A 14,910-nucleotide genomic window follows, 5' to 3' on the forward strand; every position below is an offset into this window, starting at 1 on the left:
CTTCGCACAAATTAGCCCAAGGAATAGCTTGATGGATAAGCCCTAATTCAGTTCTTAAAAAGGACTGATAATATGTGTCAAACCTTTGATCGGCACTCTCGAAATTAATTTTCAGAATATTATTCTGAATGCTTATTAAATTAGCAACATTATTTTATTTAAACTTACCCTGAATTTATACAAAAAGTGCTGAATTCAGGGTTTTTTGTGGCCTTTATTTTTTCACATTCCGTTAATTTCTACGTACTTAGATTTTTACCGAAACGCCCTAATAATTTCAATAATAAGTTTCTAAAGGAATGGTTTCAAAATCACTAAGTATCTAGAAGTGCTTTAAGAAATAAACATAACACAATTAAATTATTGAACTTTGAATCCTCTCTCTCTCATAAGGGCATTTTTATCGGGATCTTTCCCTCTGAATTTTCTGTAGGCTTCTGCTTCATTGAGAGTACCCCCAACACTGAAAATATAATCGTGTAATCTTTTTCCAACAACTTTATCGTAAGGGCCTCCTGCTTCAGTGAAAGCCTCATATGCGTCTGAACTGATCACATCTGACCACAAATAACTGTAGTAACCCGCAGAGTAGCCATCGTCAGAAAAGATATGGCCAAATTGAGGAGTCCGGTGACGCATCACAATTTCTTTGGGCATGTTCATCGCTGCAAGAGTTTCCCGCTCGAATTGGTCAGGGTCTATTTTCTGATCTCCTGCCAAATGAAGTTTCATATCGATAAGGGCACTGGCTAGATATTCTAAAGTTGCAAAACCCTGATTAAATTTCGCTGCATTTTCAATTTTTTTCAGCAACTCTTTTGGCATGGCTTGACCGGTTTGATAATGCAGTGCATATTTTTCAAGTACTTCAGGAGTAGATAACCAACGCTCAAGTATTTGCGAGGGAAATTCTACATAATCTGTAGCCACATTCGTTCCCGATAATAAAGGATAATTTACATTTGAACACAAACCATGCAAGGCATGTCCAAATTCATGAAACAGGGTGACTGCATCATCCCATGAAATCAATAAGGGTTCTCCTTCTTTGCCTTTAATAAAATTGCAATTGTTGGATACGATGGTAGTGATATTTCCGTTTAAGGTTTCCTGCTCCCGATACGCAGTCATCCATGCACCGGATCTTTTTCCTGTGCGGGCATAGGGATCAAAATACCAAAGCCCAATAAATTGACCATTGGTTTTATGGCTGACTTTGTAAACCCTTACATCGGGATGGAATACAGGAACGTCCTGCACCTGGTCAAATTGCAATTGAAATAATTCTCCGGCCACAAAAAACATCCCTTCCCTCAACTTTTCCAATTGAAGATATTGTTTCACTTCTTCATGATCGAGATCGTATTTTTCTTTCCTTACTTTCTCCGCATAATATCTGTAATCCCAGGCCTCAATTTTTATTTTATCTCCTGATTTATCTGCATAGGATTGCATATCTGCAACTTCTTCATGCACGCGTTGTACAGCATAGGGCCAAACCGATTCTAAAAGTTCCATTGCTTTTTCAGGAGTTTGAGCCATTTTGTCTGCCAACCTCAGGTGGGCGTGTGTCGGGAATCCCATCAATTTTGCACGTTCAGCCCGCAATTGCAGTATTTCCGGGATAATGGCGTTGTTGTCTGTAGCATCACCGTTGTCTCCTCTGTTCACAAACATCTTCCATGCTTTTTCCCTTAGGGCTCTGTTATTACAGGAACTTAAGAAGGGCTCGATGGCCGAACGGGTGTTAGCTATTACCCATGAGCCTTTCTTGTTTTTTGATTCTGCGGCTTGTGCCGCAGCGGTGATCAGATTTTCAGGAAGTCCGCTAAGATCTTTTGGGTCTGTGATGAGTAGAAACTTTTGAGATTCATCGGCCAGAAGATTCTGACTGAATTTTGCAAATAATGCGGCTAAACGCTGATTGATTTCTGCGACTCTGGCTTTTGCTGAATCATCCAATTTTGCGCCCGCTAGTGTATAGCTGGTATGATAGCGCCACAGCAGTCTTTTCTGTTCATCTGATAATTTGGATTGATCGCCGTTATGAAGTGATTCAATACGCGAAAACAATTTTGAATTTTGAATTACGGAATCCTGAAAAGATGCAAATCTGGGTTCTAGTATGGATTGGATGGAATCCAATTCAGGACTTGACATGTTGCTGGTCCACACCCAATATATGGATTGAATTCTCTTGAATGCATTACCCGATTTTTCCAATGCTTCAATGGTGTTTTCAAAAGATGCAGATTCCGGATTTTCGGCAATGAGATTGATCTCTTCCCTTTTTTCTGTCAGGGCTTCTTCTACAGCCGGAATAAAATCATTGATATCAACCTGGTCAAAGGCTGGAACACCATTGTGTGGTCCTGACCAGGGGTTAAGGATTTGAAAGGTATAATTAGTTGTTGATCCAGCTTGATCGTTTTTTTCGTTTTGGGATATATTGCAAGACATAAACAGAATTACAAGAAGAATAAAAATTTGCATAAGTAATAAATTTTAACCTGTTATTTATTTAAGTCGTAAAATTAAACATTTTTTTATCACCGGAATAAGGATTCTAATGCTTTGAAACTAATCAAATCCACGTGATTGTTTTTAAAATAGTAGGCTTTTAAATCCTTAGTTTCAATTTCGTCTATAAAACACAAATCCGTTTTTCCGGTACAGCTCCTGTAGATCCGGTAGCTGATTTAGTTCATGAACTTTATGAATTTTACTTACGATGTAAACAGGTTTATCTGTCTGGCCTGTCAAAAGCCAGTTCCGGTTGTTCGGATCAGGTAATAGAGGATAGCTTTTTCTGCTGTAAAAATAATGCGCATAGGTTTTAAAGCCATGCGGATAAATATAACAATCCTCTGATTCTTTCTCTTTGTAAAATTCTATAGCTGCATTTTGCGAATACGATTCAATGTGATTGATGTGAAAGATTAAAACAAGAGTATAAAAACATGCTAAAGAGAGAAACAATAAATTAATATTTTTTAAAGAATAAAAAACTTCTTGGAAAAGGAGAACCACAGCAATATGATTAAAAGGATCATCGCCGGAGTATAATCTGCTAATGTCCATTTTACTTTGGCTTCGAGGTTTGCCATAGCAAAAGGATCCTTCATAAAATAGGGTTTGAGCATTTCAATGTTATTGCCAAAATAGGGTGCTGTACCCACAACAAGGAGAAACAATGCGCCGGAAAAAATAAAAATAGCGTTTAACCAACGGCCCCATTCAAGCTTTTGATCTATCATTTTATCTAAAGCAAACGCAGATAAATAGGTGATGGGAAAATATGCTAAAGATGAATAATGCACAATTTTTGATTCAACAACAGAAAACAAAACGAGCACGACAACCAACAAAAGCATCATCCATTTTTTTATATCCGATTGGTGATAATAATCGCCTGGGTCTTTGTAAGAAAAAGCCTTCAAACAAAATATCGATGCAGGAAATACACCTAGGAGTAGAATTGCAAAATGATATCCTGGAAATCCTCCATGCCCGGCATCCGGGGTAGAAAAGAGCCGTACCTGATAACTTACAAAAGCATTTACAAATGCAGGTCCATTGATAATGGTTTCCATCAAAAACCATATTCCGGGAACGCCCAATGAAATCGCGACATAAATCGCGAAGTCTTTCAGACTTAAACTCCATTTAAATTTGTTTAGGACTCCATAAAGCCCAAGGCAACTCAATAACACAAGCAAAACTGCAGGACCTTTGGTTAGTATGGCCAATCCCGTAGCAAACCCAGCTATACGTAAATAATAAACTTTTGGCCATTGAAAAGATTCCAGATTAGGATTTAACTGTTTCTGGTGGAAAGCGATTAAAGAAAACAAACCAATGAAACTAAACAAATTATACCAGGGATCGATAATCCCAGATTTAAAGTAGAGGAAGGGAAGTAAGGAGCCAAAATAAGATAAAGCCCAAAGCCAACCGAATCTGGAAGAATCAACTTTTTTTCCGATATAGAATATTACAAGCAATGTAATAATCCCACACACCGCATTGGGCAAACGGGCAGCAAATTCATTAATTCCAAATACATGCATACTGCAAGACTGAATCCAGAAAAATAGGGGAGGTTTTTCAAAAAACGGTTTGAAATCAACATGGACGCTGCTGTACTCATTCAAAACAATCATTTCCCTGCTGATCTCGGCAAAGTTGATCTCGTCCCAGTCAAAAAGATGCACTCCTCCCAATAAAGGCACGTAAAATATCAATCCCAGCAGTGCAAGAAATAATGGAAAATAACTATTGAGCTTTTGTGGCATGCCGACAATTAATCAAAGCTTCACAGACTTTCGGCAAATGTAATGATGTGCGCACAATAATCTTGAACGAACCCCATCCCCATGTGGAAGTAAGGATCAAACAGGCAAAAAAAAGGCCACAAATGTGACCTTTATTATTTTTTAACCCAGCTTAGGTTTACACACCACACACCACACCACATCACACCCACACTCACACTCACACTCACACTCACATCACACTCACATCACACTCACACTCACACTCACACTCACATCACACTCACACCCACACCCACACCCACACCCACACCCACACCCACACCCACACCGGATTCGTGGTACCTCCAGGAATCGAACCAGGGACACACGGATTTTCAGTCCGTTGCTCTACCATCTGAGCTAAGGTACCTCCTGAGTAAAATTAAAACATTGATAATGAGTCAATTCTACTCAAATGGGCTGCAAATATAGTTTAAAAAGGAAATACTGAAAAGCAAAAGTTGAAAAATGAAAACTGAAACCAGAAGAAAATTAGGAGGATGAGTTCCAAACTGGGGGTTCTAAAAATCATATGAAAAGGAGTTAAGACCAGGAATCCCTGCAGGGAACCAGGGACACACGGATTTTCAGTCCGTTGCTCTATCTCCCGAAAAAAGCAAGCAAATTGTAAAATCAAATAATGATTATTTCGGGATGAGCTAAGGCAGTTCATTGTCATAATTTAAGCATTGGTAAAGAGTGAATTCAACTTCAATAGTCTGCAATGGCAGCTTAAAAAGGAAATACTGAAAAGCAAAAGTTGAAAAATGAAAAATGAAACCAGAAGAAAGTTAGGAGGATGAGTTCCAGACTGGGGGTTCTAAAAATCATATGAAAAGGAGTTAAGACCAGGAATCCCTGCAGGGAACCAGGGACACATGGATTTTCAGTCCGTTGCTCTATCTCCCGAAAAAAGCAAGCAAATTGTACAATCAAATAATGATTATTTCGGGATGAGCTAAGGCAGCTCCCGACTAAAATTAAATTATTGAAAATGTGTCAATTATACTTAATTGGACAGCAATTTGGGCCTCATCTAAAAAGGGAATTAATCCAAACTATAATAAAGAGTACCAAAACAATCTGCAGTGAAGCAAAATCACCTAAAGGCGGGATGATTATGATTGACCCACCTTTTTCATGTAGCGGGATCCTATACTTTCGAATGACCTGAAGGAATCCACGGTCTGTCTTTCATTGGGCGGTTTTCATTTTCTGTTCGGTTGATTAATGTTTTCTTTATCCAGAGGGAATGATGATATGTGAGCAGCGCAATAAATTGCAAGGTCTTGATAATTAATAAATTAACATAGAACTCACAAAACTGGAATTTAAAGGATCCGGTACCTGCCTGATCAGGCATACCCTCCATAAAAACTGAAACAGAATACAAATTCTCCATAGAAGCAGCTTTCAGGAATGAAAAATTCAAGGATAGTTATCTTGCTTTTTGGGATTAAATTCTAATGCGGCGGATTAACTTTAAGTCAGATTTACACAACTCCCTATGCCTTCAAGACGACTACAGACCTTTTGTGTTTTGATTTTTCTTCTGTGCCTTTGGCTCACCGATAAAAACGAGATAACAAGCTTGTGGATCCTTTTACCGGCGGGCCTTTTGGTCGTTGCGAGTTTTATTTTTTCAGACCTGATCAATGAGTGGTGGTTTCATAGAATTCCTCCAGACATTTCTTCATATGAAAGAAATTGGCTCGCGAACTTTGTGCCTTATTATGCGAAGTTGAGAGAGGATGCCCGAAAAAGATTTGATAGCAAATTAGCAAAACAATTATTTCGCAAGGAATTCATACATATGGCGGAAAAGGATATCCCGGAAGAATGGAAAATCATGGCTCTTGCTCCGGCAGTGTATCTCGGATTGGATCATACCAGTAAAGATGCCGACCATTACAATAGAATTGTATTTTATATGCACCAGTTTCCTTCGCCTAAACAAGACTATCTTCATGTTTCAGAAGTGGAGCACGAAGACGGTGTGCTTATCTTTTCTGTTCCACATCTTGAATCATCGTATATTAAACCGGAGTCTTATTTTAATACAGCCAACTACGAGTGGGGAGAAGTATTTTTTAAAATACATGGTTTGCCTCAGAGCTGGTCTGAAAATAAAGTAGCGCTCATCAACGATTGTTGCCAATCCATTCAAATTACTGAGTCCGATTTATTAAAGTACCTGTGTCAGGATGAACTTTCCTATGGTGGAATGATCATGTATTACTTTCTTTCATTTCCTGCAATTATGCAAATTAAATGGAAAGAACAATACGATTACATTGAGCAATTCGTTTTGAATTGATGTATGTATTTAAATGACTACCAAATTTACTCATACGGAAACCATCCTAAAATTCCTTTTTCTGATTTGCAGTTTATGCATGCAAAATGGTCATGCACAAAACTCCAATCATAAGCTGTGGAATGAATTGTTATCCAAACATGTCAGCGAAACCGGATGGGTAAACTACAGGGGATTTACATTCGACAGCCTGAAATTGAATATTTACTTGAATCTCCTCAGTAAGAGGCCACCACAAACGAATTGGAAAAAAGAGGATAAAATTGCTTACTGGATCAACGCCTACAATGCATTCACCATCCAATTGATGATTCGAAATCCAGGAATTCAAAGCATCAGGGAAATCGGCGGAAATTTTCCATTTGTAAATAGCACCTGGGATATAAAATTTATAACGCTGGGAGGTATTCAATTCGATCTCAATGAAATTGAACACGGTATTCTCCGAAGGAAATTCAAAGATCCAAGGATTCACATGGCCCTGGTTTGTGCATCTGTATCCTGCCCGGCTTTATTGAATCAAGCCTTTACAGCACTGCGGCTCGGAGAGCAACTGGATTTGTGTGCAAAAAAGTTTCTGGCTGATACATCACGGAATATTATTTCATTGGAACAACTTCGTTTATCGAGAATTTTTGAATGGTATTTTCGAGATTTTAATGGGAAAAAGGGGATTATCAGTTTTATTCAAACTTATGGTCCCGTTAAAAATCTCGATCCAAAAATAAAAATCGATTATTTGGATTACGACTGGTCCCTAAATGGAAATTTCTAAAATTTATATTTGTATTCATTAAACTTTTGGATGCATCGAAAGTCTATTCTTAAAATTTTAAACAAAGAATCATGAAAAATCAAGTCCATTTTTTTGCAATCATCCTGATGTTCGCTTCATTTTCCTCTCCAATCTCGTCAGCCTGTCTTGTTCAACCGGAATCAGTTCAGCCACGCTGGGAACTTTTGGGCACGCGCAATGTAAACTTTGCAAATGATCGTGACGAGATCGAAGTTACTGCGGCAGAAGGCCTGTTTACAGCATTGAAAATAAAAGTACTCCGGTCCGCCATGGATATGAATAAAATGGTGGTTCATTTTGGTGATGGAAGTACTGAAAACATAGAATTGAAAAACCTGTTCAAAGCGGGTGATGAAAGCAGAGTCATCGACCTGCCGGGAAACAGAAGGGTCATTAAAAAAGTCGTATTCTGGTACGATACCAAAAATTACAAAAAACGCAGAGCCGTTGTAGAGCTCTGGGGAAGGCACTAAGAGAAGATCATTGAGTACCCATAAAGCGTCCTGACAAGTCTGTTTGCCAGGACGCTTTCTTTTCATTTATCTTCGCAGCATGTTCAGCAAATCAGAACTTATCGCAGAGCTTTGTTACAACACGTTTGTAAGTCTGCAGCCTTCACCGGTTCATGGAATAGGTGTTTTTGCAATCATTGATATACCCCAACATTGTAAAAATATTTTTTCGACAGAACAAGGCGATTGGCATACATTGACCATGCAGGAATTTCAATCGCTGCCTCCTCATGCCCGCCATCTGGTAGAAACCTATTGCCTTTTTGATGAAAATGCGTATTACGTACCCGCAAACGGTTTCAAACAAATGGACCTTTCTCTCTTCCTCAACCATAGCGATCAACCCAACATCCTATCCGTAAATGATGGAGAGTATTTTATGACATTGCGCGATATCGCAAAAGGAGAGGAACTGCTCATCGATTATGGGACGATTGTTGAAGGGGAAGAATAGGCTGAAGGGGAAAAGGCTGAAGGCTTAGGGAGAAAAGGCTGAAGGGGAAAAGGCTGAAGGCTTAAGGAGAAAAGGCTTAAGGTGAAAAGCTAAAAGGGAAACGAGCGCCATTCTAATTTAATAGGACTTGTTAAGACATGGGGGAACTTGGCATTCATAAGTTGTTAGATGCTAGTTGGTAGTTTGCTTGATAAGTGATAAAGCAACTAAACATTCGTTAGTTTTGCGTTTCCCAGACGAGCAGACATTCCTCCAATCCTCCATTCCTACCAGCCTCCATGCCCCTCACCCATTATTTCAGAATCTGAATTGACAGAATTTTGAATTCACAGAATGAAGAATTAATTTGATACTGAACTCTCCCCAATTATGAAAATTCTAAAATTCAGAAAAATCTGTTTTAAATATTCGATAAATTGTTCGTTTTTATATGAATGATGCATCAATGGGAATCGCACCTAAGCTTTAGGCTTTTAGCTTCAAGCTTTTCCGCTGAATTGCATTCCCTCCAAGCCTACTCCGCTTCCGCAACTACCTCCTGCACTTCCGGAACCATTCTTTTCAACAAGCCCTCAATGCCGGCTTTTAAAGTTACGGTAGATGACGGACAACCACTGCAGGAGCCCTGCATGGTGACCGTTACAATACCGTCTTTGTAATTTTTGAATTCAATATTTCCTCCATCCATTTCGACCGCGGGTTTGACATAGGTTTGGATCATTTCCCGGATGCGCTGCACAATTTCGCTGTCTTTGCCGCTGTACTCTCTGGCAACGTCGGCATCCATTTGTTCTCTTTGAAAGACTTCAAAATCTTCATGAACAATAGAGGTGCCTTGCTCAATTAAAGCTTTCAGATATTCCTTGGCAGGTATCATGATTTCCTGCCATTCGAATTCAGGCTTTTTGGTTATCGTTACAAAATTGTTGGAGATATATACTGCCTGAACGTATTCCTTTTCGTAAAGTTTGGATGCCAGTTCAGACCACTTTCCTGCAAATTCCTGATCCTTGAAATCAGCAATGCCCTTATAGAGCAGTTGATTGGTAACAAATTTTAGAGATTCCGGATTGGGTGTTTGTTCGGTATATACCAGCAACATACTGTTTACAACGGGTTTGGTAGCCATAATTTTCAATTTTATTCAGATACCCTTAAGGACAATTGAAAAGGGTGAATGTTCAGCTTAGTTATAACTAAATTTCGTAACAAGCTTCTATAGGGCAGTGATCTGAAAATCGTATATCCCGGTGATGTTTGTAATCTAAAACCTGAGAGGCCAGGTTTTCGGTAACGGAGTGATAATCAATCCTCCAACCTTTATTCTTGCCATAAGAACCCGCGCGAAAACTCCACCAGCTGAATTCGATTTTATCAGGGTAGATCAATCTGAAACTGTCTTTAAATAAATGGGTAAACCACTTGTGAAGCCAGGCCCTTTCATCCGTTCTGAATCCACTTGGATTGTCTTTCCGTTCCGGATTGTGGATATCCATATCCTGATGGACGATATTGTAATCACCCACTACGATCAACTTGCGTTTAGATTGAACCAGCTTTTCAAAATAGGGATAGACGTCATGAAGAAATTGCATTTTAAAAGCATGACGGTCTTCCCCTGATGAACCCGAGGGAAAGTAACAATTGCACAATGAAAAATTTGGATACTCCAATAAAATCATTCTTCCTTCGCGGTCATAAAGGGGAAGATCAAATCCAATCGTTACCTGGCTTGCTGGTTCTTTGGCAAGAATCAACACTCCACTATACCCCTTTTTTTCAGCACAATGCCAGTAGGCATGGTATCCTTCTGCTTTAAACAGATCCGGATCTGCATGGGAAGCATCCATTTTAGTTTCCTGGATACAAACAAAATCGAAATTGTTTGCTAGCAACCACTCCCTGAAACCTTTGGTTATCGCTGAGCGAAGTCCGTTTGTATTTAAACTGATGATTTTTTTCATGTACGGTGTTTAGAATTATACTGCAAAAGTTCACGAACACAATAATAATACCCCTTCAACAAATATTTGAATCCCGTTTTGTTTTGATCAAAATGGACCTGATTTTTTATCCCGTTTCAAGAAAAGACACATTTTTCGGATGTGAATTTGGGCCAATTTAAAATGAACTAAGTCAAATTGCCTTCTATTAAAAGGTATTTTAAATCCAATTTTCAAAAAATGTAAGTGAATTGACAGATGCAGCATTTGTTATCAAGACTTTGACAAGAAGATCTCTATGAATGTAAATTATAAATATGTAAAGGATGATATTACATTTTTATCACATGCCGGTGACTACGCGAATGGGGTATTTTTTTCAAATTTTAACTGAAGATATGTGATCTGGTCACTATATGAGCGCTTAAACCCTTGCAAAATGGATCATATTAGATCAATTTGCTATGGTATAGTTTTTGAAACATTCTAAATACTTCACCTGATATATAGAACTGTGTTCTTAGTTTGATTTACAGTTTCTGTCCGAAATGTCGAATGGAAAATACCCGGGTTTCCGATTAAAATTAGTAAAGTTTATTTTTTTATTCATTAATCTCTGAAAGCGTATGAAGACAAACCAGGCCCCAGCTGTTTTGTACAAGGACGTTAGGTTTTGGTTGGTGACGATTCTGACTATAGTGTTAGTCGTTTTGCTCATTGCAACCTATCCTGCATGATTCAGCCTTGTATCTTCAGACTTAGGTCGAGGCTTCCGGCGCTGTGCGTCAGGGCTCCAATAGAAATAAAATCAACTCCGGTGAGTGCGATTTTTCTGACGGATTCCAGACTCACACTTCCGGAAGCTTCGGTTTTAAATTGCTTATTAACCATTTCAACACCTTCTCGCAACAATTCCAAAGCGAAATTGTCCATCATGATCTGGTCAACCATACCAATGTTTAATACTTCTTCTAGCTCCACTAAATTTTTCACCTCAATGGTTATTCCCAAAGCTTCCAGTGCATTTTCTTTGGCGTATTCGTTTACCTTATGAATTGCAGTTCTTATATTTCCACAAGCTTCTATGTGATTGTCTTTGATCATGAATCGATCGTATAATCCAAACCGATAATTTTGACATCCCCCCAGCCGAACAGCCCACTTCTCAAAATACCGGTTTAAAGGCGTGGTTTTTCGCGTGTCCAGTAAAACAACCGGCAAATCTTCAACTTCAGCATGAAATCTGTTTGAAAGGCTTGCAATACCGCTCATTCTTTGCATCAGATTCAAAACCAGTCGTTCGCTTTTTAATAGTGATCTTGTGTTTCCTTCCACTACAAAGGCGATATCACCATAATGAACAACATGACCATCCTGTTTCATCCTGGTCATATTCAAATCCGGATCCACAACCTTAAAAATTTGAAATGCGGCTTCCACTCCGGCAAGAATACCATCTTCCTTGACCTTCAATATCCCTTTGGAATGATGGCGTTCCGGAATACAGGCCAGCGAGGTGATATCTCCATTGCGGATATCTTCCTCAATCGCCTGGTTGATATATTTTTCGAGATCAAATAGCTGCATAGTTTAAAAAGTAATGCCAATTCTGAAATCAACACTGGATAATATACCTTTTGAATTCTCTTTGCTGCCATCTGTATAAATTCCCGTGTCATTTGTAATATCTGTAAAAGATTGATAAAACCGGATTCCGGCGAGTAAGGATAAGTCATCGGAAATCGTTTTCTCAAATCCAAGATTAATTCCGTAAAACATACTTGCACCAGCAATAGATCCCCGGATATCTTCGTCGACTGTATATGGCAAGTTATCGGCAGCAATTTTTGCTCTGGCTTTGGTTCTGAACGATAAACTGAATTCTGGGGCCTGCACATAAAATCGGTAACCTTTAAAAGAACCGGTCCGTAATTTCAATCCGAATGGAAAATCAAGATAATTCATTTTATAATCAATGCGCGTTCCGGCTGGCAGATTGTGATAATCGGGAAGACTCAGGTCTGATCCTTTCAAAAGATCCCCGCCTTTTTTAAATTCCAAGGCCCCTCCTTGGGCAATCGAAAATCCGATTCCGGCAGTGAACGCATATTTATCGTTAAACCAATATTCGCATTGGATATGGGCTTTGTAGGAAAACAATGAACCTTTGGATTCAATGACATTCTTGTTTGCCCGCAACCAACTATACGACAAGCCACCCATCATATTGAAATGGATTTCCTGAGCCGGGCTTGATATGGATATCAAAATGAATAGAATTGCTGCAGAAAATTTCATAAAACTTGTTTTAAAACGGATTCAAATTAAAAGTAAAACTATAACAAAATAGGAAGATCATTCCAGTCATTATTTAAACGAATCGAGGTCGTACAGCAACAATTGACCAATAGACTTGCAATAATGGGGATTTTTAGAAGTGCCCTAAATGCATTTTCTTTGTAGTTGAATTTCATTAGTGGCAAACAATATGCGCATCACTCTTATTTCTTTTTGTTCGTTTTTTATTTTTTTTTCATGCAAAGACCCGGGTTCAGAACAGCCTCCCGATGTCAGCAAAATAAAGTCCGGGTTAAAAATATTCCGGTTTGAAAATGAACTCTATGGATTGGACACTTCCAATTTCATGGCATCGTTGAAAAAACTTTGCGAATCGCATCCAGCCTTCAGCAAGATCTATTTCAACTCTGTAATTCAAATTCCCCTACCGGATGTCCAGATGGATACTGCATTCGCATTGGAATTAAAAAACTATTTATACCATGCTTCAAACTTGCGGATTTATGATAAAATAAGACAAGCAATTCCTGGTGAAGAAGATATAAGAAAGGATTTTGAGCAGTCCTTGCGTTACTTTATTCATTATTTTCCCGAAGTTAAACCACCGGTATTTTATACGGCATTTTGTGATTTTAGTTATTCGAATTTTATATTTGAACACGAATCCGGAACAGATGGAATCGGAATCGGACTGGAATTTTTTGCAGGGGATCAAATCGATTATAAATCCATAGATCCGGAAAATCCCGTTTTCTCGGATTACCTCAGCCGGAGCTTTAATGCCGCCCATTTATTGCCGCGCACCTGGGATGCCTGGCTTGAAGACCGGATTCCGGTATCCGCAGGCGGACAATTGCTGGATTATATAATTCAGCGGGGAAAAAAGATATACATCCTGGAGCATCTGCTTCCTGAAGTGGCTGATACTGCAATCTTTGAAATGTCGTCTTTACAACTTGACTGGTGCAAGAAAAACAGAATGGAAATCTGGGCCTTTTTTCTAAGCCAACAATTGTTGTATTCCTCTGAACTCCTCAAAATAAATAAATACATCAATCCAAGCCCAAATTCACCAGGGATGCCCGAAGCAGCTCCGGGACGGACGGGATCCTACATAGGCTATGAACTTGTCAAATCTTACATGGAAAACAATCCTAATACACAGATCGTTGATTTACTGAATTCTACAGATAACCAGGTTTTTTTACAAAAATCCAGGTTTAAACCCAGGAACGAATAACAGGTCTAAGCTGTTATATCGAGGTTTTGGTTTGGTTTTTGATACAAGCCTTGTAAAAATTAGTTATGTCAGACCGCGTCATTCCATTAGTCGATCTGGATCAATTCAGTTCAGGCGATCAGACTCAGAAAGCACGATTTGTCGCCGGACTCGGAAAAGCTTTTCACGAAATTGGTTTTGTGGGGGTAGTCAACCATGGAGTGCCCAAACCTCTGGTCGACGGTTTTTACGAAGCATCTAAAAAATTTTTTTCGCTGCCTCTCGAGGTAAAACTCCAATATGAAATTCCCGGTCTTGCCGGTCAAAGAGGTTATACTTCTTTTGGAAAAGAGCACGCAAAGCATTCCAAAGTCGGAGATTTAAAAGAATTCTACCAAATCGGCCAGGTGGTAGAGGGCGATGATCCTATTAAATCAGAATATCCCGAGAATGTGATGGTTAAGGAAACTCCTGAATTTACAGATCTTGGGAATAAACTTTACAAAGCCTTCGAAAACAGCGGTGCTAAACTACTGGAAGCCATCGCATTGCATCTTGGGCTCGATGAAAATTACTTTACTCCTAAAATACATCATGGCAATAGCATCCTGCGGGCAATCCACTATCCTCCCATTATTGAAGAGCCGGCCTCTGCTATCCGGTCGGAACAACACGAGGATATCAATCTGATCACTTTGCTGGTTGGCGCTTCCTCCGGAGGACTTCAGGTACTGACGAAACAGGGAGAATGGAAGGATGCTATTCCCGGAGAAAACGAAATAGTTGTAAACGTAGGAGATATGCTTCAAAGATTGACCAACAATTATTTGGTCTCGACGACACACCGGGTGGTAAATCCACCCCGGGAGCTGTGGCATATTCCAAGACTGTCGATTCCGTTTTTCCTGCATCCGAGGAGCGCCATGGACCTGACTTGCCTGGATTCTTGTATTAAAACAGGCCATGAACCGGATTACCACCCCATCACAGCCGGTGAATATTTGAACGAGAGACTCCGAGAAATCGGATTAAAAAAATAACTTTGACCTTTAAAT

At 39.2% G+C, this 14,910-nt stretch carries 13 protein-coding genes and 1 tRNA gene; 6 read left to right on the forward strand and 8 right to left on the reverse strand.

Annotated features, from left to right (window positions below; all coding sequences use genetic code 11):
* Positions 1–360: 360 nt before the first annotated feature.
* From IPM34_02745 to IPM34_02760, 4 genes are all read right to left on the reverse strand, one after another.
* Complete coding sequence (locus IPM34_02745; protein ID MBK8954459.1) at positions 361–2,493, reverse strand: M3 family metallopeptidase; 2,133 nt, start codon at positions 2,491–2,493, stop codon at positions 361–363.
* Between the two features lie 141 nt (positions 2,494–2,634).
* Entirely contained in the window at positions 2,635–2,979 is a 345-nt protein-coding gene (locus IPM34_02750; GenBank protein MBK8954460.1) for a hypothetical protein, read from the reverse strand.
* 14 nt (positions 2,980–2,993) lie between these two features.
* Complete coding sequence (locus IPM34_02755; protein ID MBK8954461.1) at positions 2,994–4,295, reverse strand: glycosyltransferase family 39 protein; 1,302 nt, start codon at positions 4,293–4,295, stop codon at positions 2,994–2,996.
* 318 nt (positions 4,296–4,613) lie between these two features.
* Positions 4,614–4,686, reverse strand: a tRNA-Phe gene (locus tag IPM34_02760).
* Positions 4,687–5,907: 1,221 nt separating this feature from the next.
* Between IPM34_02760 and IPM34_02765 the strand changes: the two genes are divergently transcribed.
* The 4 genes from IPM34_02765 (at position 5,908) to IPM34_02780 (ending at position 8,395) form a co-directional block, all read left to right on the forward strand.
* Complete coding sequence (locus IPM34_02765; protein MBK8954462.1) at positions 5,908–6,633, forward strand: hypothetical protein; 726 nt, start codon at positions 5,908–5,910, stop codon at positions 6,631–6,633.
* Positions 6,634–6,712: 79 nt separating this feature from the next.
* Positions 6,713–7,408, forward strand: coding sequence for a DUF547 domain-containing protein (locus IPM34_02770; protein ID MBK8954463.1), 696 nt, complete (start codon positions 6,713–6,715; stop codon positions 7,406–7,408).
* Positions 7,409–7,479: 71 nt separating this feature from the next.
* The gene (locus IPM34_02775; GenBank protein MBK8954464.1) at positions 7,480–7,902 is read left to right on the forward strand and encodes a hypothetical protein; all 423 of its coding nucleotides are present in this window, start codon (positions 7,480–7,482) and stop codon (positions 7,900–7,902) included.
* A 79-nt stretch (positions 7,903–7,981) separates the two neighbouring features.
* Complete coding sequence (locus IPM34_02780; GenBank protein ID MBK8954465.1) at positions 7,982–8,395, forward strand: SET domain-containing protein; 414 nt, start codon at positions 7,982–7,984, stop codon at positions 8,393–8,395.
* A gap of 514 nt (positions 8,396–8,909) precedes the next feature.
* On the opposite strand, the gene IPM34_02785 is transcribed toward IPM34_02780, so the two are convergent.
* From IPM34_02785 to IPM34_02800, 4 genes are all read right to left on the reverse strand, one after another.
* Entirely contained in the window at positions 8,910–9,524 is a 615-nt protein-coding gene (locus IPM34_02785; GenBank protein ID MBK8954466.1) for a NifU family protein, read from the reverse strand.
* Positions 9,525–9,591: 67 nt separating this feature from the next.
* Positions 9,592–10,359 carry an exodeoxyribonuclease III gene (gene xth, locus IPM34_02790; protein MBK8954467.1) on the reverse strand — a complete coding sequence of 256 codons (768 nt, stop codon included), beginning with the start codon at positions 10,357–10,359 and terminating at the stop codon, positions 9,592–9,594.
* Between the two features lie 717 nt (positions 10,360–11,076).
* A complete protein-coding gene (nadC, locus tag IPM34_02795) occupies positions 11,077–11,925 on the reverse strand; it encodes a carboxylating nicotinate-nucleotide diphosphorylase (protein ID MBK8954468.1) in 849 nt (282 codons plus the stop codon).
* Positions 11,926–11,928: 3 nt separating this feature from the next.
* Positions 11,929–12,636, reverse strand: a complete 708-nt coding sequence (locus IPM34_02800; protein MBK8954469.1) for a PorT family protein — start codon at positions 12,634–12,636, stop codon at positions 11,929–11,931.
* A 178-nt stretch (positions 12,637–12,814) separates the two neighbouring features.
* On the opposite strand from IPM34_02800, the gene IPM34_02805 reads away from it, so the two are divergent.
* Both IPM34_02805 and IPM34_02810 read left to right on the forward strand, forming a co-directional pair.
* Positions 12,815–13,876 (forward strand): hypothetical protein, encoded by a 1,062-nt coding sequence (locus IPM34_02805; protein ID MBK8954470.1) that lies wholly within the window; start codon positions 12,815–12,817, stop codon positions 13,874–13,876.
* 65 nt (positions 13,877–13,941) lie between these two features.
* On the forward strand, positions 13,942–14,895 hold the full coding sequence (locus tag IPM34_02810; GenBank protein MBK8954471.1) for an isopenicillin N synthase family oxygenase: 954 nt from the start codon (positions 13,942–13,944) through the stop codon (positions 14,893–14,895).
* Positions 14,896–14,910: the final 15 nt, after the last annotated feature.

The sequence above is a fragment of the Saprospiraceae bacterium genome (assembly GCA_016716185.1).
Taxonomy (GTDB): domain Bacteria; phylum Bacteroidota; class Bacteroidia; order Chitinophagales; family Saprospiraceae; genus Vicinibacter.

Coding starts and splice junctions, on each gene's coding strand:
- IPM34_02780 (MBK8954465.1), top strand. CDS start 7,982: ATGTTCAGCAAATCAGAACTTATCGCAGAGCTTTGTTACAACACGTTT.
- nadC (MBK8954468.1), bottom strand. CDS start 11,925: ATGCAGCTATTTGATCTCGAAAAATATATCAACCAGGCGATTGAGGAA.
- IPM34_02775 (MBK8954464.1), top strand. CDS start 7,480: ATGAAAAATCAAGTCCATTTTTTTGCAATCATCCTGATGTTCGCTTCA.
- IPM34_02770 (MBK8954463.1), top strand. CDS start 6,713: ATGCAAAATGGTCATGCACAAAACTCCAATCATAAGCTGTGGAATGAA.
- IPM34_02800 (MBK8954469.1), bottom strand. CDS start 12,636: ATGAAATTTTCTGCAGCAATTCTATTCATTTTGATATCCATATCAAGC.
- IPM34_02755 (MBK8954461.1), bottom strand. CDS start 4,295: ATGCCACAAAAGCTCAATAGTTATTTTCCATTATTTCTTGCACTGCTG.
- xth (MBK8954467.1), bottom strand. CDS start 10,359: ATGAAAAAAATCATCAGTTTAAATACAAACGGACTTCGCTCAGCGATA.
- IPM34_02745 (MBK8954459.1), bottom strand. CDS start 2,493: ATGCAAATTTTTATTCTTCTTGTAATTCTGTTTATGTCTTGCAATATA.
- IPM34_02810 (MBK8954471.1), top strand. CDS start 13,942: ATGTCAGACCGCGTCATTCCATTAGTCGATCTGGATCAATTCAGTTCA.
- IPM34_02785 (MBK8954466.1), bottom strand. CDS start 9,524: ATGGCTACCAAACCCGTTGTAAACAGTATGTTGCTGGTATATACCGAA.